At 72.7% G+C, this 17,625-nt stretch carries 15 protein-coding genes; 6 read left to right on the top strand and 9 right to left on the bottom strand.

What is annotated here, in order from left to right; translation table 11 throughout:
* Positions 1–36: 36 nt before the first annotated feature.
* Both ACIRFH_RS21255 and ACIRFH_RS21260 read left to right on the top strand, forming a co-directional pair.
* Complete coding sequence (locus ACIRFH_RS21255) at positions 37–1,383, top strand: nicotinate phosphoribosyltransferase (RefSeq protein ID WP_403522919.1); 1,347 nt, start codon at positions 37–39, stop codon at positions 1,381–1,383.
* 94 nt (positions 1,384–1,477) lie between these two features.
* The gene (locus tag ACIRFH_RS21260; RefSeq protein WP_077801232.1) at positions 1,478–2,065 is read left to right on the top strand and encodes a nicotinamidase; all 588 of its coding nucleotides are present in this window, start codon (positions 1,478–1,480) and stop codon (positions 2,063–2,065) included.
* Between the two features lie 27 nt (positions 2,066–2,092).
* On the opposite strand, the gene ACIRFH_RS21265 is transcribed toward ACIRFH_RS21260, so the two are convergent.
* A complete protein-coding gene (locus tag ACIRFH_RS21265; RefSeq protein ID WP_403522921.1) occupies positions 2,093–2,437 on the bottom strand; it encodes a hypothetical protein in 345 nt (114 codons plus the stop codon).
* Positions 2,438–2,571: 134 nt separating this feature from the next.
* A complete protein-coding gene (locus tag ACIRFH_RS21270) occupies positions 2,572–4,917 on the bottom strand; it encodes an immune inhibitor A domain-containing protein (RefSeq protein WP_403522924.1) in 2,346 nt (781 codons plus the stop codon).
* A gap of 403 nt (positions 4,918–5,320) precedes the next feature.
* Between ACIRFH_RS21270 and ACIRFH_RS21275 the strand changes: the two genes are divergently transcribed.
* Positions 5,321–5,599: a hypothetical protein gene (locus tag ACIRFH_RS21275; protein WP_403522927.1), complete on the top strand. Its 279-nt coding sequence runs from the start codon at positions 5,321–5,323 to the stop codon at positions 5,597–5,599.
* 18 nt (positions 5,600–5,617) lie between these two features.
* Here ACIRFH_RS21275 and ACIRFH_RS21280 read toward each other — a convergent pair whose 3' ends face one another.
* Entirely contained in the window at positions 5,618–6,301 is a 684-nt protein-coding gene (locus ACIRFH_RS21280) for an RDD family protein (RefSeq protein ID WP_403522930.1), read from the bottom strand.
* 311 nt (positions 6,302–6,612) lie between these two features.
* Positions 6,613–8,277 carry an RDD family protein gene (locus ACIRFH_RS21285; RefSeq protein WP_403522933.1) on the bottom strand — a complete coding sequence of 555 codons (1,665 nt, stop codon included), beginning with the start codon at positions 8,275–8,277 and terminating at the stop codon, positions 6,613–6,615.
* A 268-nt stretch (positions 8,278–8,545) separates the two neighbouring features.
* Between ACIRFH_RS21285 and ACIRFH_RS21290 the strand changes: the two genes are divergently transcribed.
* Positions 8,546–8,959 (top strand): SsgA family sporulation/cell division regulator, encoded by a 414-nt coding sequence (locus ACIRFH_RS21290; protein WP_403522936.1) that lies wholly within the window; start codon positions 8,546–8,548, stop codon positions 8,957–8,959.
* Between the two features lie 13 nt (positions 8,960–8,972).
* Here the strand turns inward: ACIRFH_RS21290 and ACIRFH_RS21295 are convergent, their stop codons facing one another.
* On the bottom strand, positions 8,973–10,415 hold the full coding sequence (locus ACIRFH_RS21295) for an FAD-binding oxidoreductase (RefSeq protein WP_403522938.1): 1,443 nt from the start codon (positions 10,413–10,415) through the stop codon (positions 8,973–8,975).
* Positions 10,416–10,507: 92 nt separating this feature from the next.
* Between ACIRFH_RS21295 and ACIRFH_RS21300 the strand changes: the two genes are divergently transcribed.
* Entirely contained in the window at positions 10,508–11,920 is a 1,413-nt protein-coding gene (locus ACIRFH_RS21300; RefSeq protein WP_403522941.1) for a tetratricopeptide repeat protein, read from the top strand.
* Positions 11,921–11,948: 28 nt separating this feature from the next.
* Here ACIRFH_RS21300 and hppD read toward each other — a convergent pair whose 3' ends face one another.
* Positions 11,949–13,094 (bottom strand): 4-hydroxyphenylpyruvate dioxygenase, encoded by a 1,146-nt coding sequence (gene hppD / locus ACIRFH_RS21305; protein ID WP_403522943.1) that lies wholly within the window; start codon positions 13,092–13,094, stop codon positions 11,949–11,951.
* 126 nt (positions 13,095–13,220) lie between these two features.
* On the opposite strand from hppD, the gene ACIRFH_RS21310 reads away from it, so the two are divergent.
* Positions 13,221–13,706 (top strand): Lrp/AsnC family transcriptional regulator, encoded by a 486-nt coding sequence (locus ACIRFH_RS21310; RefSeq protein ID WP_403522945.1) that lies wholly within the window; start codon positions 13,221–13,223, stop codon positions 13,704–13,706.
* A gap of 45 nt (positions 13,707–13,751) precedes the next feature.
* On the opposite strand, the gene ACIRFH_RS21315 is transcribed toward ACIRFH_RS21310, so the two are convergent.
* The 3 genes from ACIRFH_RS21315 to ACIRFH_RS21325 all read right to left on the bottom strand — a co-directional run bounded on the left by ACIRFH_RS21315 (position 13,752) and on the right by ACIRFH_RS21325 (position 17,620).
* Complete coding sequence (locus ACIRFH_RS21315) at positions 13,752–14,543, bottom strand: S16 family serine protease (RefSeq protein WP_403522946.1); 792 nt, start codon at positions 14,541–14,543, stop codon at positions 13,752–13,754.
* Between the two features lie 327 nt (positions 14,544–14,870).
* Positions 14,871–15,521, bottom strand: coding sequence for an IclR family transcriptional regulator (locus tag ACIRFH_RS21320; RefSeq protein ID WP_403522948.1), 651 nt, complete (start codon positions 15,519–15,521; stop codon positions 14,871–14,873).
* 302 nt (positions 15,522–15,823) lie between these two features.
* Positions 15,824–17,620 carry a DEAD/DEAH box helicase gene (locus ACIRFH_RS21325; RefSeq protein WP_403522950.1) on the bottom strand — a complete coding sequence of 599 codons (1,797 nt, stop codon included), beginning with the start codon at positions 17,618–17,620 and terminating at the stop codon, positions 15,824–15,826.
* Positions 17,621–17,625: the final 5 nt, after the last annotated feature.

Raw genomic sequence — 17,625 nt, forward strand, 5'->3', positions numbered from 1 at the left:
TCGTCAGACTGACGAAATGGGGGTACGATCCCTGCCATGAACACAGCGGACCTTGGGCTGCCGGTGGACGTCCCCTCGACGGCGCTCTTCACGGACCAGTACGAGCTGACCATGCTCCGAGCCGCTCTGAAGGCGGGCACGGCCTCACGGCGGAGCGTGTTCGAGGTCTTCACCCGGCGGCTGCCCGACGGGCGCCGCTACGGCGTCGTGGCGGGCACCGGACGGGTGCTGGACGCGGTGGAGAACTTCCGCTTCGACGCCGGCGTGCTGCGCTTCCTGCGCGAGAAGGACATCGTCGACGGCGAGACGCTGGACTGGCTCGCCGACTACCGCTTCAGCGGTGACATCTGGGGCTACCCGGAGGGCGAGGTGTACTTCCCCGGCTCGCCGATCATGCGGGTCGAGGGGACCTTCGGCGAGTGCGTGCTGCTGGAGACGGTGCTCCTGTCCATCCTCAACCACGACTCGGCGATCGCCGCCGCCGCCTCCCGCATGGCCTCCGCCGCCGGTGACCGGCCGCTGATCGAGATGGGCGCCCGCCGCACCCACGAGCTGGCCGCGGTGGCCGCCGCCCGCGCCGCCTACGTCGGCGGCTTCGCGACCACCTCCGACCTGGCCGCCGGCTTCCGCTACAACATCCCCACCGTCGGCACCTCCGCCCACGCCTTCACCCTGCTCCACGACACCGAGCGCGACGCGTTCCGCGCCCAGGTCGACTCCCTGGGCCGGGGCACCACGCTGCTCGTGGACACCTACGACGTCACCGAGGCCGTCCGCACCGCCGTGGAGGTGGCCGGGCCCGAGCTGGGCGCCGTGCGCATCGACTCCGGCGACCTGCTGCTGGTCGCGCACCGGGTGCGCCAGCAGCTGGACGAGCTGGGCGCCGCCGGGACGAAGATCGTCGTCACCTCCGACCTGGACGAGTACGCCATCGCCTCGCTGGCGGCGGCCCCCGTGGACGCCTACGGCGTCGGCACCCAGCTGGTGACCGGGTCCGGGCACCCGACGGCCTCCATGGTCTACAAGCTGGTCGCCCGCGCCGAGTCCGACGCCGCCGGGGCGCCACTGGTGCCGGTGGCCAAGAAGTCCAGCGGCGGCAAGACCTCGATCGGCGGCCGCAAGTGGGCCGCCCGCCGCCTGGACCCCCACGGCTACGCCGAGGCCGAGGTCGTCGGCACCGGCCCGGTCCCCTCCGAGCTGGCCGACCGGCAGCTGCTGGTCCAGCTGGTCAAGGGCGGCGAGGTCGTCGCCCGCGAGCCGCTGGACGTCGCCCGGGACCGGCACGCCGCCGCCCGCGCCAACCTGCCGCTGTCCGCGACCCAGCTGTCCCGGGGGGAACCCGTCATTCCGACGGAGTACGTCCACGGGGGCTCGGGTAGCTAATGCTGGTGCGCCGCGAAAAGGCCCGCACCGCCCGTCCCGTCCAGCCCCCCGTTCCCCACCGATCCCCGGTCGACCCAGCCGAAGGACACCGCCCATGCGCCGCGCCCTGATCGTCGTAGACGTGCAGAACGACTTCTGCGAGGGAGGCAGCCTCGCGGTGACCGGCGGTGCCGACGTGGCCGCCGCCATCACCGAGCTGATCGGGCAGGCGCCCGCCGGCTACCGCCACGTCGTGGCCACCCGCGACCACCACATAGCGCCGGGCGGCCACTTCGCCGACAACCCCGACTACGTCCACTCCTGGCCGGCGCACTGCGTCGCCGGCACGGAGGGCGTGGGCTTCCACCCGAACTTCGCCCCCGCCGTCGCCTCCGGCGCCATCGACGCCGTCTTCGACAAGGGGGCGTACTCGGCGGCCTACAGCGGCTTCGAGGGCACCGACGAGAACGGCACGACGCTCGCCGACTGGCTGCGCGCCCGGCAGATCGACGAGGTCGACGTCGTCGGCATCGCCACGGACCACTGCGTCAGGGCCACCGCCCTGGACGCCGCCCGGGAGGGCTTCCGCACCCAGGTGCTCCTGGACCTGACCGCCGGGGTCGCCCCGGAGACGACCGAGCGTGCGCTGGAGGAGCTGCGGGAGGCGGGCGTGGAGCTGTCGGGGAAGCCGGTCGTCCAGTAGGGACCCGGCCCCGGTCGCCCGCAGGGGCTACGTCCGGGTGGCGGGGCGTCTGAGCAGGGCCCGGATCGGGTGCCACAGCTCCTGGACCAGGTCCGGGCCGCCCACGGCCCCCGCCACCGGTGCCGTGCGCCATATCAGGCCGTCCGGGTGGTGCAGGACCGCGGTGACCTCGTCCGGGGACGGCGGGGCCGCGTTGCCCCGCAGGTAGACGCTGCGCAGCCCCAGGTTGCGCAGCCTGGTCAGGGCGCGCGCCCGGTTCTGGGCGTGGACGAGGAAGCGCACTCCCCCGGCCTCCGGCCCGGCGGGGCTGGGCAGGTTCAGCGCCACCACCACCATGCCGTCCGGCAGCTTGCAGAAGCCTCCTGCGGCCATGCGGTCATACCCCCGTGTCGGTCGGTGCGGGTTCCGGTGTCAATAAGCGAGCCACAGGACGCACCTAAACACGGATCGGCGGCGACCCGCCAGAGGGTCACCGCCGATCATGCTCTGACCTGCGCAGTTACCGATTACCTACCTGCGGGGCCGACCTCCAGCTCGATCGTCGAGCCGTCCTTGGCCTCCTTGAGGATCTTGATCTGCGTGTTGGTGTCAGTGATCCTGACACCGCCGGTCGGGTTCGCCGGGTCGTAGTAGGTGTTCTTGCGGTCGTTGAAGACCGGGACGCCCTTCGAGCCCGGGAAGTACGTCGCCACGTCCGCCTTGTGCAGCGTGATGGCGTCCGTGCGGTAGAGGCTGAACGGCGAGTCGTACGCCTGGACGCGGTTGCGCAGCAGGGTGCCGTCCTTCCACTTCATCGCGGTCGGGTGCGAGTCGACCGGCAGGACCAGGCCGGTGCCCGGGTGCTGGCTGGTGTTGTTGTCCGCCTGGGAGGTGTCCCACTTCCAGATCAGCAGGCCGTTCTGGTACGGGTAGTGCTCGACCCAGTCCGGGCGCTGCGTGAAGCCGAAGTTGTACGGGCCGGTCTGCAGCGTCTTGTCGTACGACACGTACTGCCGGTTCTCGGCGATGTAGTACTGCGCGTAGTTCTTGGTGAAGGACGCGCCCTGGCGGGTGAAGCCCTTCGCGGACCACGCGGCGTCGGCGGTCTCGACGTCGTCGGAGAAGAGCGCCGTGCCGTCGGCCGTGACCGAGATCCGGTCGGCGGCGAAGCCCTTCATGGCCAGGCCGCCGTCGGTCTGGTAGCGGAAGCGCAGGTCGATCTTCTTGCCGGCGTAGGCGTCGAGCGGGTACACGAGTTTGCCGTAGGCGTCGACCGTGCCGCTCAGCGCCGGCTTGTCGCTGCCGTCACGGCCGATCCGCCGGCCGTCGAACGTGCCGTCCAGAGCCGTCCAGTTGGCGCCGCCGTCGGTGGACACCTCGGCGTACAGGAAGTCGTAGTCCCGCTCGATCTCGTACCAGGCGTCGAGCGAGAGGGCCGCCGACGACTTGCCGGTGAGGTCGACGCTGCGGGTCAGCGTGTTCTTGAGGTCGTTGCCGCTGCCGCTCCACCACTGGGTCCTGCCCTCGGCGGGAGCGACGAGCTCGGTGGTGACCGCCTTCTCGGGGAGCTGGACGACCAGGCCCTGCTTGTGCTTGGTGTTGTACTCGGCCACGCCCAGCTTGTGCCAGGAGTTGACGCCCGCCTTGGCGGTGTCGAAGTTCAGCCAGTTGAGCGTGAGCTTGTCCCAGGCGTTCATGTCGCCGGGCAGGTCACCGATCTCGTTGCGGCCGGTGCCGAGCCAGGAGCCGGCCGACATGAGCGTCCAGAAACCGGTGGAGTTGTCGCCGCCGGCGGTGTCGTAGTGGTCCGGCAGGCCGAGGTCGTGGCCGTACTCGTGGGCGAAGACGCCGAGTCCGCCGTTCTCCGGCTGGATGGTGTAGTCGCCGACCCAGACACCGGTGGAGCCGATCTGCGTGCCGCCCAGCTTGTTGTCGGCGGGGCCGGTGGCGCCGGCGTCGGTGCCGAAGGCGTACCAGCGGTGGGCCCAGATCGCGTCCTCGCCCTGCGCGCCGCCGCCGGCGGACTCGTCCTCACCGGCGTGCACGAGCTGGAAGTGGTCGATGTAGCCGTCGGCCTCGTTGAAGTCGCCGTCGCCGTCGAAGTCGTAGCGGTCCCACTGGTCGTACTCGGCGAGGTCGGCCTTGATCTGGGCGTCGGTCCGGCCGGCCGCCTTCTGCTGCTCGACCCAGGCGTTGACGCCGTCCTGCACCGCGAACCAGGCGCAGTTGTCCGGGTCGCACTTGTTGGAGCCGTAACGGGCCTCGTTGTAGGGGATCTTGACCCAGTCGGAGACCTCGCCGTCGACCGAGTAACGGCCGGAGGACTGCTTCTCGTAGTACGTCTTGAGCGAGTTGACGCCCTTGCCGGTACCGAAGTACAGGTCCTGGTAGTGCTGCTGGTCGTAGTCCTCCTTCCAGGCCGTGGAGTTGTCCGTCTTCCGGTTCGGCTTGGCTATCTGGTTGTGCAGCGGGCCGGGGGTGCCGCCGTAGCGGCTGTCGACCTTGTCGCCGAACTCGACCAGGATCGTGAAGATCTTGTCGGTCTTCTCGCGGCCCAGCTCGACGTACTTGCTGTCGCCCTTGCGGCTCTTGAGCTCGACGACCTTGGAGCCGTCCCTGTTCTTCACCGAGGCCTGGCCGGATATGACCTGCTTCAGCGCCTCCTCGCGCTGGGCCTCCTGCGTCTTGCTGAGCGGGCCGTCGAGGTCGTGCGACTTCATGCCCTTGGCGGGATGCGGGTCGTTGCCCTCCGCGGCCACCGGGCGGGTGGGCGAGTCCGCGTACGCCACGGTGGCGGCGGACAGGGTGGCTCCCGCCGCGGCGAGCGCCACGGCGGCCGCCGCGGCTCTGAACGTCCAGGATCTGCTGGTCACTTGAGTTCCTCCCCCGCGTGCACGCGCGCGGATCGGGGGACCAGGACATGGCAAAGTCCGCGCACACGTGATCAACGCGTGTAGTCAAGTGACGACATTCGACTAGAGGTTCGCGCGAAAAGACAGACCTTGACTTGAGCAGGACAAGTGCACTATGCGGAGCCGTCGTTCGTTTTGCGGACACCGTCCACGGCCCGCGGGCGCGTGGGACGGGCCCCGCGTCCGGCACCATGAATCCGTGCGCCCCCCGTGCACCTGCCCTGTCGGTTAGGTCACGCTTACTGTTTGTTCCACTCGGGCACACAGCCCGTTAGAGTCGTTTGGCGGAACGCCCGGGGGTCGGCGGAAAGCCAGGCTGACGCCCGGCCTTACCCACAGATCGCCTTCCGAGGACACGATGGCCATGCCCCGTCCGACTGCCGCCCAGTTCGCCTACGGTTCGTGCACCGTGATCGTCTCGACGCTCGCCATGCTGCTGCTGTCACGGACGAGTTCGGGTCCGGGAGTCGCGGTCGTCGCCGTCGCCGCTCTCGCCCTCGGGCTGCTGGTCGCCCTGACGGTCCCGCAGCCGAGGACCCGCCCGGTGTCCGCCCTGCGGCCCGCCGCGGCCGAGGAACCGGTGCGGGCCGCCTCCCGGATCCACGCGGGGGCCGGCGAGTCGGCGCGGGGCCGGGCCGCCTGAGAACGGACCCCGCCGCCCTCAACGGACGCTGACCACCACTGTCTTGGCCGCCTTGTCGTGCAGGCCCTGCTTGTAGGGCTTGTCGAAGAAACTCCAGCCGCCCGCGATGATCGTCCACACGCAGGCGCAGCAGAACGCGAACGGGATCCACAGCACCAGGGCCCGGACCAGCGAGGTCTGCACGGAGGGCGTGGCGCCGTTGTCCAGGTCGGCCACCCGCATGCCGAGCCACTTCTTGCCGAGCGTCTGGCCGGTGCGGGCGGTCATGTAGGTGTCGTAGGCGATGTAGAGCACGGCGGCGATCAGGGACTGCCAGAAGGACTTGCCGACCGCGACCTGGTCGCCGTCGACCTGGTACTCCTGGACGCCGAACGCCCAGCTGAGCAGCCAGACCACGATGCCCACGAGGATCATGTCGACGATGCGGGCGAGCGTGCGCCGGCCGCTGTCCGCGAGCGGCGGCATCCCGGCCAGCGGGTCGGTGGGGTGGGAACCGCCGCCGTACGGGTCACCGCCGTAAGGACCGCCGCCGTAAGGACCGCCGCCGTAGGGCCCTCCGCCGTGGGGCGGGGGTTCGCCGCCTCCGTACGGCGGCGGATTGTCGTACGGCGAGCCCGTGCCGCCCGCGGACGGGGGAGGCTTTCTCAACGGGTCGTCCTCGGGCGGCTGCCCGCCGGGGCCGTGGGGCGGTTCGCTGCTCATGGCCCGAGTCGACCGCGAACCCCCCGGCCGCGCATCCGGCGAGCGGCCGTCCGGAGTACGCTCCCGGCCTGGGCACGCCACCGTCGGGGGCGGGGCTGCGGGCGCGTCGGCGGGTGCGCGGGTGGGTGCTCGCGCCCACGCGGCGGAGCCGCCTGTCCGATACAGCCCCGCGCCCCTTCGGGGCGCGTCCACCGCAGGTGCCTCAAGGGACGCGGGGCTGTGACATCAGCGGCTCCGACGCGGGGCGCGAGCGACCACCCACGCACCCGCAGCCGGCCGCGAGGCAGCCGCACCCGGCCGCCCCCGTCACGTCAGCCCGCGACGAACGTGCGGGCCGCCTTGTCGTGCCAGCACTGGTGCCACGGGCGGTCGAACAGGCACCACGCGACGCCGACGACGCCGACCGCCAGGAGGCCGGGGACGCTGTAGACCAGCCAGCGGCGCAGCGCGGCGCCGAGGGACGGGGGCTCGTGGGCCTCGATGTCCCGCACTTCCAGGCCCAGCAGCTTCTTGCCCAGGGTGCGGCCCCACCTGACGGTGGGCAGCGCCTCGTAGACGACGCCGAAGAGCAGCAGGACGGCCAGCACGATGCCCAGGTACGTGCCCGTCGTGCCGTCGAGCAGCCAGACGGTGACGGTCTCGCCGGAGAGCTTGGCCGCGTCGATCTTGTCGTTGACGTGGTCGATCGCCTTGCCGCCGAGGGGCACGGCGGCCACGGCGGTGACGCCGGCCAGGACGACGGTGTCGATCAGCCGGGCGGCCAGCCGCTTGCCGAGTCCGGCGGGGCGGGCCGCGGCCTGGCGTCGGGCGGCGGCCTGGAAGACGTCGTCGACCGGCGGCTTCCAGGGCGCGACGGGCTGCTCGTCCCCGCCGGTCCCGGCGAGCTGGTGCACCTGCTGCGCCCAGGATGCCTGCCCGCCACCGGGGCCGACGGCGACCGGGGCGGGGACGGCGGCGGGCTGGGGCTGGGCATGCCGGGGGACGGCGGGCTGCCGGGGGGCGGCGGGGCCGGTCGCCGGGCCGCCGACCCGCTGCGGGCCGGAGAGGGCCGTCGGGACGGCCGCGGGAATCGGCTGGGGGCCCGCCGCGCCCCGGCCGGCGGCCCCGGTGGCGAAGCCGGGGCCGCCCGTTGCGGGTGAGGTGCCGGTGTCCGGGGCGCCGGACGCCGGTGTTCCCTTCTGTCGCGCCGCGCCCGGAGGAACGGCGCGGAAGGTGATGGTGCCCTCGTCGGCCCCGGGGCCGTCGGTGGCCGGGGCCGTCCGCGGTCCGGCCGTCGGGCGGCGGAAGACGACGGTGCTGCCGGCCCCGGCCTCCGCGTCGGCGGGCGTGGACGAGACGCCGGGCCGGGCGGTGCGGCCCTCGGCGGAGCCGTCACCGGCGGCCGGGTCCCCGTACGCCGGTCCGGCCGCGGCGGGGCCGGCCGCGGCGGGCGCGGACGCTGCGGCGCCGGTGGGAGCCGGTCCCGTGGTGGCGGACCGGCCGGACGGGGAGGCCCCGTCCGGTGATCCGGTGCCGGCCGGCCCGGGGTGTTCCGGGAGCGCCGGTGCGGCGGGGGCCGCCGGTGTCCGGCCTCCGCCGGGTGCGGTCCGCGCGTGCGGCACCCTCGGGTCGGTTCCCTGCGCGTCGGGCCACGCGACGCGCTCGCTTCCGTGCTGCCCCGCGTCCCAGGCCGGGGCGGCCTCCGGACGGCCGCCGTGCGGGGACGCGGCGGGCGGCTCCTCCACCGGGTCCTCGTCGAAGAAGTGCGGCCCGGTCTCCTCCACGGAGGCCACAGGGGCCACGGAAGCCGCCGCGGGTGCCGCGGGCCGCACGCCGGGCGGCGGGGCGAGCGGCTCACCGTCCTTGGGCGCCGGCCGACTGGTGCCGGCCACCCAGGAGGCACCGTTCCAGTACCGGACGTATCCAGGAATGGAGGGGTCCGGGTAATACCCTTCGCGGGGCCTGTCGTCGCCGGGGGCCGGGGTTGGGGCGCTCATGTCCGTCGTCCCGTATCTGCTCGGGGGTTGATTTGGGGGCCTCCACATCTATCAGACGGGCGCAACCCGTACGGCCGGTCCGGCCGTACGCGACCCTTTCCGGGCAATCTCGTGCACGGACCCTCACCCGCAGGAGGAGTCCGGCGGTCCCGGGAAGACGTTCGGAGAAAAGTTCCGCGAACCCGCGTAACGCTCACGGCCGAGACCGCTCTCCCTCGTGCGGGCCCGCTCCGGGCGGCCCGACCGTACGAGAGAGGACACGTCCGCCATGCACACCACCTTCATGGAACGCGAGCTGGAGATGAGGCTCGTCCTGTCGCCCGAGCACAGCGTCCCGGTCCCGGCCCGACTCACCTACCTCGCCGACGACCCCTACGCCGTGCACATCACCTTCCACATCGACTCCGGCCGCCCCGTGCACTGGACGTTCGCCCGCGAGCTGCTGGTGGAGGGGGTGTTCCGGCCGTGCGGGCACGGGGACGTGCGGGTGTGGCCGTCGAGGGCCGACGGCCGCGGCGTCGTCCTGATGGCGCTGAGCAGCCCCGACGGCGACGCCCTGCTGGAGGCGCCGTCGGCGCCGGTGTCGGCCTGGCTGGAGCGGACCCTGCGGGCGGTGCCGCCGGGGACGGAGGCCGCGCAGCTCGGCCTGGACGACGGGCTGGCCGAGCTGTTCGCCCGGTAGTGCGGGCGAGGAGTCAGAACAGCTTGCCCGGATTGAGGATGCCGAGCGGGTCGAAGACCTGTTTGACGGCCCGCTGCATCTCCAGTCCCACCGGGCCGATCTCGCGCGCCAGCCACTCCTTCTTCAGGACGCCCACGCCGTGCTCGCCGGTGATGGTGCCGCCGAGCTCCAGGCCGAGGGCCATGATCTCGTCGAAGGACTCGCGGGCGCGCCGCGACTCGTCGGGGTCGGCGGCGTCGAAGCAGACGGTGGGGTGGGTGTTGCCGTCACCGGCGTGGGCGCAGACGCCGATGGTGAGGCGGTACTTGTCCGCGATCCGCTCGACGCCCTCCAGCATGTCGCCGAGCCGGGAGCGCGGCACGCACACGTCGTCGATCATCGTCGTGCCCTTCACCGCCTCCAGGGCCGTGAGGGACAGGCGCCGGGCCTGGAGCAGGAGTTCGGACTCGGCCGCGTCGTCGGCGGGGACCACCTGCGTGGCGCCGGCGGCCTCGCACAGCGCGCCGACGGCGGCGAGGTCGGCGGCCGGGTCGGCGGTGTCGAAGGCGGCGAGGAGCAGGGCCTCGGTGGTCTCCGGCAGCCCCATGTGGGCGAGGTCGTTGACCGCTTTGACGGTCGTACGGTCCATCAGTTCGAGGAGTGACGGCACGTGTCCCCCCTCCATGATCCGGCAGATCGCGTCGCAGGCGGCGGACGCGGAGGCGAACTCGGCGGCCAGCACCAGCTGCTCGGGCGGCTTGGGCCGCAGCGCGAGGACGGCCCGGACGACGATGCCGAGGGAGCCCTCGGAACCGACGAACAGACGGGTGAGGTCGTACCCGGCGACGCCCTTGGCGGTGCGGCGGCCGGTCGACATCAGGCGGCCGTCGGCGAGGACGACGTCCAGGCCGAGGACGTACTCGGCGGTCACCCCGTACTTGACGCAGCACAGGCCGCCGGAGGCGGTGCCGATGTTGCCGCCGATCGTGCACGTCTCCCAACTGGAGGGATCCGGCGGGTAGTACAGCCCGTGTTCGCCGACGGCGCGGGAGAGCTTGGCGTTGACGACGCCCGGTTCGACGACGGCGACGCGGTCGACCGGGTTGATCTCCAGGATGCGGTCCATCCTGGTCAGGGAGAGGACCACGCAGCCGTCGGTGGCGTTGGCGCCGCCGGACAGGCCGGTGCGGGCGCCCTGCGGGACGACGGGGACGCGCAGCGCGGTGGCGGTGCGCATGACGTGCTGGACGTCCGCCACGGTGCGCGGCAGGACGACCACGGCGGGGGCGCCGGCCGGGCAGAAGCTCGCCATGTCGTTGGCGTAGGAGGCCGTGACGTCGGGGTCGGTGAGGACGGCCTCGGCGGGCAGGCCGGCGAGCAGCCGGTCGACGAGGGTGCCGGTGGCCGCCGGGGTGCGGCCGGCTCCGTGGACTGCGTCGTCTTCGTCGCGAGGCGCTTCGATACGGCTCATGATCAAAGCGTCGCACCCGGGGCCATCGGTGTGAACCCCGTCGACGGCACCCTTCACCTGCTCGGGTGTGCTCGTCGTATTGACGCACAGTGTGCGCCATGGAGACCCAGACGTCGAACGCCCTGGCGAACCCGCGGAAGCGGCGTGTGCGCCGGGCGCTGCTCGCCTCCGCCGCCGGCTGCGTGGTCCTCGGCGGGGTGCTGGTGCTGCTGCCGGGGGAACGGGGCTCCGCTCCCCCGCCCGCGCCGGGTCCTGCGGCGCTGGCGCGCGGCGCGGTCACCGGCGGGGTGCCGGCCGCGCTGGGGGATCTGGCGGTGCTGATCGATGACCGGGAGACCCATCTGCGGGCGCATCCGCTGGACGGGCCGGCCTGGGCGGTGCTGGGCGCGGCCTACGTGGAGCGGGGCCGGCGGACCGCGGACGCCGCGAACTGGCCGAAGGCCGAGAAGGCGCTGCGCACGTCGCTGAAGGTGGGGGCGCGGAGCAATCCGCAGGCCCTGGAGTCGCTGGCGGCGCTGGCGGTGGAGCGGCGGGACTTCCCCACGGCGAAGAAGTGGGGCGAGAGCGCGCTGAAGCTGGCGCCGAAGCGGTGGACGACGCACGCGGTGCTGATCGACGCGTACACCGGGCTCGGCGACCACAAGGCCGTGGGGCGGGCCCTGGAGCGGATGAAGAAGCTGCGCCCGGGCCTGCCCGCCGTGCGGGCGCGGGCCGCCGCCGTCTACCGGGACCGGGGCTGGCGGGAGGACGCGGCGGCGAAGCTCTCCGACGCGGCGGCCGCCGCCACGGCGCCGGCCGAGCGGGCGGCGTACCTGGAGCAGGCCGGGCGGCTGGCGTTCGAGCGCGGGGACCGTGAGGAGGCGCTGCGGCACTTCCAGGAAGCGCTGCGCACCGACCCCGACGAGCGGGCCGCGCAGGCCGGGGAGGGCAGGGCGCTGGCGGCGCTGGGGCGGACGACGGAGGCGCTGTCCGCCTACCAGGCAGCGCTGGCCAAGCGGCCGTGCCCGCAGTACGCGCTGGAGCTGGGCGAGCTGTACCAGTCGCTGGGGCTGGAGCAGGCGGCACGGGTGCAGTACGACGTGCTGCGGGAGCGGGTGCGGGGCGCCGAGGAGGCCGGGGCGGACGAGGAACTGGTGATGGGGCGGTTCGAGGCGGACCACGGGGACGCGGGGGCGGCGGTGGAGCGGCTGCGCGCCGAGTGGCAGCGGCAGCCGGGCACCGAGGTGGCGGACGCGCTGGGCTGGGCGCTGTACCGGACCGGTGAGCACGAGGAGGCGCTGCGGTTCGCGTCGGTCGCGACGGACGCCGAGCACGGCGGCGGGGTGCGCAGTGCCCCGTACGTGTTCCACCGGGGGATGATCGAGCGGGCGCTGGAGCGGGAGGGGCCGGCCCGGCGGCACCTGCGGGAGGCGCTGATGATCAACCCGTACTTCTCGCCGCTGCGGGCGCCCGAGGCGCAGCGTGCGCTGGCCGAGCTGGGCGAGCCCTCCCTGGAGGACCCGCCCGGGTAGCCGCCCGTGCAGCCGCTCGTCGCGGCCGTCAGAGGTTGCCGCGTTTGGCCTGTTCGCGCTCGATCGCCTCGAACAGGGCCTTGAAGTTGCCCTTGCCGAAGCCCATCGAGCCGTGCCGTTCGATCATCTCGAAGAAGACGGTCGGGCGGTCCTGGACCGGCTTGGTGAAGATCTGCAGCAGGTAGCCGTCCTCGTCGCGGTCGACGAGGATCTTCAGCTCGCGCAGGGTCTCGACGGGGACGCGGGTCTCGCCGGCCCACTCGCCGAGCGTGTCGTAGTACGAGTCGGGCGTGTCCAGGAACTCGACGCCGGCCGCCTTCATCGTGCGCACGGACTGCACGATGTCGTTGGTGTTCAGCGCGATGTGCTGGACGCCGGCGCCGCCGTAGAACTCCAGGTACTCGTCGATCTGGGACTTCTTCTTGGCGACGGCGGGCTCGTTGATCGGGAACTTGACCTTGAGGGTGCCGTCGGCGACGACCTTGGACATCAGCGCGCTGTACTCGGTGGCGATGTCGTCGCCCACGAACTCCTTCATGTTCGTGAAGCCCATGACCTTGTTGTAGAAGCCGACCCACTCGTTCATGCGGCCGAGTTCGACGTTGCCGACGCAGTGGTCGACCGCCTGGAAGGTGCGGTGGGCGGGCGGCTCGACGATCGGGTTCGCGGCGGTGTAACCGGGCAGGTAGGGGCCGTCGTAGCCGGTGCGCTCGACCAGGGTGTGGCGGGTCTCGCCGTAGGTGGCGATGGCGGCGAGGACGACGGTGCCGTGCTCGTCCTTGACCTCGTACGGCTCCGCGACCGAGCGGGCGCCGTGCTCGACGGCGTAGGCGTGGGCGGCGCGCGCGTCCGGGACCTCGATGGCGAGGTCGACGACGCCGTCGCCGTGCTCGGCCACGTGCTGTGCGAGGAAGCGGCCCCACTCGGTGGCCGGCTTGATCACCGAGGTGAACACGAAGCGGGCGGAGCCGTTCTCCAGGACGTAGCTCGCGGTCTCGCGGCTGCCGTTCTCCGGTCCGGAGTAGGCGACCAGCTTCATGCCGAAGGCGGTGGAGTAGTAGTGCGCCGCCTGCTTGGCGTTGCCCACGGCGAAGACGACCGCGTCCATTCCCTTGACCGGGAAGGGGTCGGCCTGCCGGGCGGTGTCGGGAGTGTGGTGTGTGGTCTGCGTCATAGCCGCAGGGTCTCCCGCGTCCGCAGGGTGCGCAATAGTTTGCGTCTTCACTGGGCATCCTGCCCAGTCGGACGCCGGTGGCGGCGGGCGATCCGTACAGGATGACCAGCCGGGAGGGGTGCGGGGATGGGGATCGACCGTCTGGACGGGCGGATCATCGGGCTGCTGGCGCGGGAGCCCCGGATCGGGGTGCTGGAGATGTCCCGGCGGCTGGGGGTGGCGCGCGGCACGGTGCAGGCGCGGCTGGACCGGCTCCGGTCGAACGGCGTCATCCGCGGATTCGGTCCGGAGGTGGACCCGGCGGCGCTCGGCTATCCGGTGACGGCGTTCGCGACGCTGGAGATCCGGCAGGGTCAAGGACCCGATGTCCGGGCGCACTTGGCGTCCGTGCCGGAGGTGCTGGAGCTGCACACCACGACCGGCACCGGGGACATGCTGTGCCGGCTGGTGGCCCGCTCGAACGCCGATCTCCAGCGGGTGATCGACCGCGTCGTGGGTTTCGACGGCATCGTCCGGGCCGCCACGGCGATCGTGATGGAGAACCCGGTTCCGCTGCGGATCATCCCGCTGGTGGAGCAGGCGGCCGAGGACCACGACCGGCGACGCGGGTGAGAGCGCCCGGTCCCGGGGTGAGCGACGAGGAGGGCCGGGCGGCGCTCAGCAGGAGGGGACCCGGCCCTTGCCCGTGTTCAGGGCCCGGAGCGCGTCGACCGCGCCCTTCAGGGAGGTCACCGGGACCAGCCGCAGCCCCTCGGGCAGCTCGGCCTGCGCGTCCGAGCACTCCGCCTTCGGCACCAGGAAGACGGTGGCCCCGTCCCGCCGGGCGGCCTGCGTCTTCAGCGGCACGCCGCCGACGGCGCCGACCTCGCCGCCGGCGCTGATCGTGCCGGTGCCGGCGATGGTCCGGCCACCGGTCAGGTCGCCTCCGTGGCCGTCGCCGGCCAGCTTGTCGACGATGCCGAGGGAGAGCAGCAGTCCGGCGCTGGGGCCGCCGACGTCCCCGAGGTCCAGCCGGACGTCGACGTCGGACGGGTCGAGGCGCAGGTAGTCCAGGGCCGCCGTCGTCGCCGTGTCCTGGGACTCGCGCATCTGGTCCAGGTTGTACTTCTCGATCTCCTTGACGCCGTCGCCCTCGGGGTAGACGGCGTCCCGGGGCATGACCGCACGGTCGGTGTCGAACCAGTTGCCGAGCACGTCACCGAGCGAGACCCGCGCGTCGGGGCCGGTCGCCACGATGGTCGTCATCCGCAGCTGGCCCTCGGTGCGCCGGGTCGGGGCGCCGGAGATCCTGATCACCTCGTTGCCCTGGTACTCCTTCAGCACGTCCGCCGTCGACCCCGGCTGCGCGACGGAGAACGGCAGGGGGGCGAACGCCGCGGTGGCGAACAGCGCCACGACGGGCAGGGCGCAGACAGCGACAGCCTTGGGCCGCGAGAGACGAGAGAGCACGAAGTCAATCTAACGTGCCCCCGCACGCTCCCCATCGCGGGCAGCCGTGGCCACGCACAGCCGTAGCCACGGGCAGTCGTAACCACGGGCGTCGTAGCTGCGGGCGTCATAGCTACGGGCGTCGTAGCTGCGGGCAGTCGTGCCTCCCCCAGTGCCTGAACGGCCTGGGAGGTACCCCCAGGGGCGGCACGGGTGGGCGCTGGGGGTCCCCCCCTCTGGGGGAGGCACCCCGCAACGCCGGGCGCGCGACCCACTCCCGCCCCGCAAGCACCCCGGGTGCCCCGTGATCCTCCGCCCCCGAGGGGCCACACTCGGCCGGCGGTCACGTCACCGCAACGCCTCCGCCACCTCCCGCGCCGCCTCCATCACCCGCGCCCCCACCCGCTCCGGCACCACGTCGGACAGCATCACCACCCCCACGCTGCCCTCGACCCCCGTCACCCCGAGCAGCGGTGCCGCGGCCCCGCACGCCCCCGCCTCCAGCTCCCCGTGCGTCAGCGTGTACCCGGGCCCCGGCTCGGCCACGGCGATCTGCCGCCGGGCCGACAGGATCGCCTTCCCCGCGGCCCCCCGCTCCAGCGGATGCCGGAACCCTGCCCGGTAGGCCACGTGGTAGTCCGTCCAGGTCGGCTCGACGACGGCCACGGCGAGCGCCTCCGCTCCGTCCACCAGCGTCAGATGGGCGGTCGCCCCGATGTCCTCGGCCAGCGACCGCAGCGCCGGCATCGCCGCCTCGCGCACCAGCGGGTGCACCTGGCGGCCCAGCCCCAGCACCCCCAGTCCGACCCGGGCACGTCCGCCCAGGTCACGGCGTACGAGCGCGTGCTGCTCCAGCGTGGCGAGCAACCGGTACACCACCGTCCGGTTGACGCCCAGCCGGTGGGACAGCTCGGTGACGGTCAGCCCGTGGTCCGTATCGGCCAGCAGCTTGAGGACACGCAGTCCCCTGTCGAGCGTCTGGGAGGTCTCCGCGGTCACGACGCCCACTCCTTAGTGGTGAGGTCGACGGCCCCCTCGCGGCGGATGCGTCACCGAGTCCCGTCGGTCACGCGCTTCAGAGGCCGCCGATCGGCTGACGGCCCGGCCTTGTGCCCGGGCCCAGTCGCTTCACGGCTGCGCTCCGCGGCTGCGCTGCCACGGGGCGTGTGCGTAGCGGGACAGTAGCGAGCCGGTCCGCTCAGCGGAAGGCTCCGTCCAGAATCCGGTCAGTTACCGGAGAGAACTGACAGTGTTTGTCCTCATACGTACAGCACACGCCGTGGCCCCCTCACCCCACCGCGTCACTTCATGCGCGTCGCCCACTCCCGCACCTTGGCGATGCGCTGGCGCAGCTGCCCGGCGGTGGCCTCGGCGCTGGGCGGGCCGCCGCACACGCGGCGCAGTTCGGTGTGGATCACGCCGTGCGGCTTGCCGCTCTGGTGGACGTAGGCGCCGACCATGGTGTTGAGCTGCTTGCGCAGCTCCATCATCTCCTTGTGCGAGACGACCGGGCGGCGTTCGGCGGGCAGTTCGAGCAGGTCGGCCTCGTCGTCCGGCTTCTTGCGGCTGTGCGCGATCTGCCGGGCCTGCCGCTTCTGGAGCAGGAGTTGCACCTGGTCGGGCTCCAGCAGGCCCGGAATGCCGAGGTAGTCCTGCTCCTCCTCGCTCCCCGGGTGGGCCTGCATGCCGAACTCGGCGCCGTTGTACATGACCCGGTCGAAGACGGCGTCGGACTCCAGCGCCTCGAAGGGCAGCATGTCCTGTTCGCCGGTGTCCTCGTCCTGCTCCCGGTTCGCCTCGTCCATCTCCTTCTCGGACTCGGCGTAGGGGTCCTCCTCGCCCTCCTTCTTGGGCTTGTCGAGGACGTGGTCGCGCTCGCGCTCCATCTCGTTGGCGAAGGTGAGCAGGTCGGGCACGGTCGGCAGGAACACGGAGGCGGTCTCGCCGCGGCGCCGGGAGCGGACGAAGCGGCCGACGGCCTGGGCGAAGAACAGCGGCGTGGAGATCGTCGTGGCGTACACGCCGACCGCGAGGCGGGGCACGTCGACGCCCTCGGACACCATGCGGACGGCGACCATCCACCGGTCGGTGCTCTGGCTGAACGCGTCGATGTTCTTGGAGGCGCCGGTGTCGTCGGAGAGCACGAGGGTGGCCTTGGTGCCGGTGATCTCGCGGATCAGCTTGGCGTAGGCGCGGGCGGAGTCCTGGTCGGCGGCGATGACGAGGGCGCCGGCGTCCGGGATGGCCTTCCTGACCTCGGTGAGCCGCTGGTCGGCGGCGCGCAGCACGGCGGGCATCCACTCGCCGCGCGGATCCAGCGCGGTGCGCCAGGCCTGGCTGACGGCGTCCTTGGTCATGGGCTCGCCGAGCCGGGCGGCGATCTCGTCGCCGGCCTTGGTGCGCCAGCGCATGTTGCCGCTGTAGCTCATGAAGATGACGGGGCGCACGACGCCGTCGGCGAGCGCGGAGCCGTAGCCGTAGGTGTAGTCGGCGGCGGAGCGGCGGATGCCGTCGTTGCCCTCCTCGTACGTGACGAAGGGGATCGGGTTGGTGTCGGACCGGAACGGCGTACCGGTCAGCGCGAGGCGTCGCGTGGCCGGCTCGAACGCCTCCAGGCAGGCCTCGCCCCAGGACTTGGAGTCACCGGCGTGGTGGATCTCGTCGAGGATCACGAGGGTCTTGCGCTGCTCGACGCGGTTGCGGTGCAGCATGGGCCGGACGCCGACACCGGCGTACGTGATCGCGATGCCCTGGTACTCGCGGCTGAGCGGGCCCGCGCTGTACTCGGGGTCCAGCCTGATCCCGACCCGCGCCGCGGCCTCCGCCCACTGCTTCTTCAGGTGCTCGGTCGGCGCGACCACGGTCACCTGCTGCACGACGTGGTGGTGCAGCAGCCAGGACGCCAGCGTCAGCGCGAACGTCGTCTTCCCGGCGCCGGGGGTGGCGACCGCCAGGAAGTCCCGGGGCTGCTCCTGGAGGTACTTCTCCATCGCCCCCTGCTGCCAGGCCCGCAGCTTGCTGGCGGTGCCCCACGGGGCACGGCCGGGGAAGGCCGGGGAGAGGTGGTGCGAGGTGCTGGGGCTGGCGGTGGTAGTCACGGTCT

Source organism: Streptomyces sp. NPDC093586, assembly GCF_044764905.1.
In the GTDB taxonomy this organism is placed as follows: Bacteria; Actinomycetota; Actinomycetes; order Streptomycetales; family Streptomycetaceae; genus Streptomyces.

Excerpts from the sequence above, each read along its gene's own strand:
- ACIRFH_RS21255 (WP_403522919.1), top strand. The coding sequence starts at position 37 with ATGAACACAGCGGACCTTGGGCTGCCGGTGGACGTCCCCTCGACGGCG.
- ACIRFH_RS21260 (WP_077801232.1), top strand. The coding sequence starts at position 1,478 with ATGCGCCGCGCCCTGATCGTCGTAGACGTGCAGAACGACTTCTGCGAG.
- ACIRFH_RS21265 (WP_403522921.1), bottom strand. The coding sequence starts at position 2,437 with ATGGCCGCAGGAGGCTTCTGCAAGCTGCCGGACGGCATGGTGGTGGTG.
- ACIRFH_RS21275 (WP_403522927.1), top strand. The coding sequence starts at position 5,321 with ATGCCCCGTCCGACTGCCGCCCAGTTCGCCTACGGTTCGTGCACCGTG.
- ACIRFH_RS21280 (WP_403522930.1), bottom strand. The coding sequence starts at position 6,301 with ATGAGCAGCGAACCGCCCCACGGCCCCGGCGGGCAGCCGCCCGAGGAC.
- ACIRFH_RS21285 (WP_403522933.1), bottom strand. The coding sequence starts at position 8,277 with ATGAGCGCCCCAACCCCGGCCCCCGGCGACGACAGGCCCCGCGAAGGG.
- ACIRFH_RS21290 (WP_403522936.1), top strand. The coding sequence starts at position 8,546 with ATGCACACCACCTTCATGGAACGCGAGCTGGAGATGAGGCTCGTCCTG.
- ACIRFH_RS21300 (WP_403522941.1), top strand. The coding sequence starts at position 10,508 with ATGGAGACCCAGACGTCGAACGCCCTGGCGAACCCGCGGAAGCGGCGT.
- hppD (WP_403522943.1), bottom strand. The coding sequence starts at position 13,094 with ATGACGCAGACCACACACCACACTCCCGACACCGCCCGGCAGGCCGAC.
- ACIRFH_RS21310 (WP_403522945.1), top strand. The coding sequence starts at position 13,221 with ATGGGGATCGACCGTCTGGACGGGCGGATCATCGGGCTGCTGGCGCGG.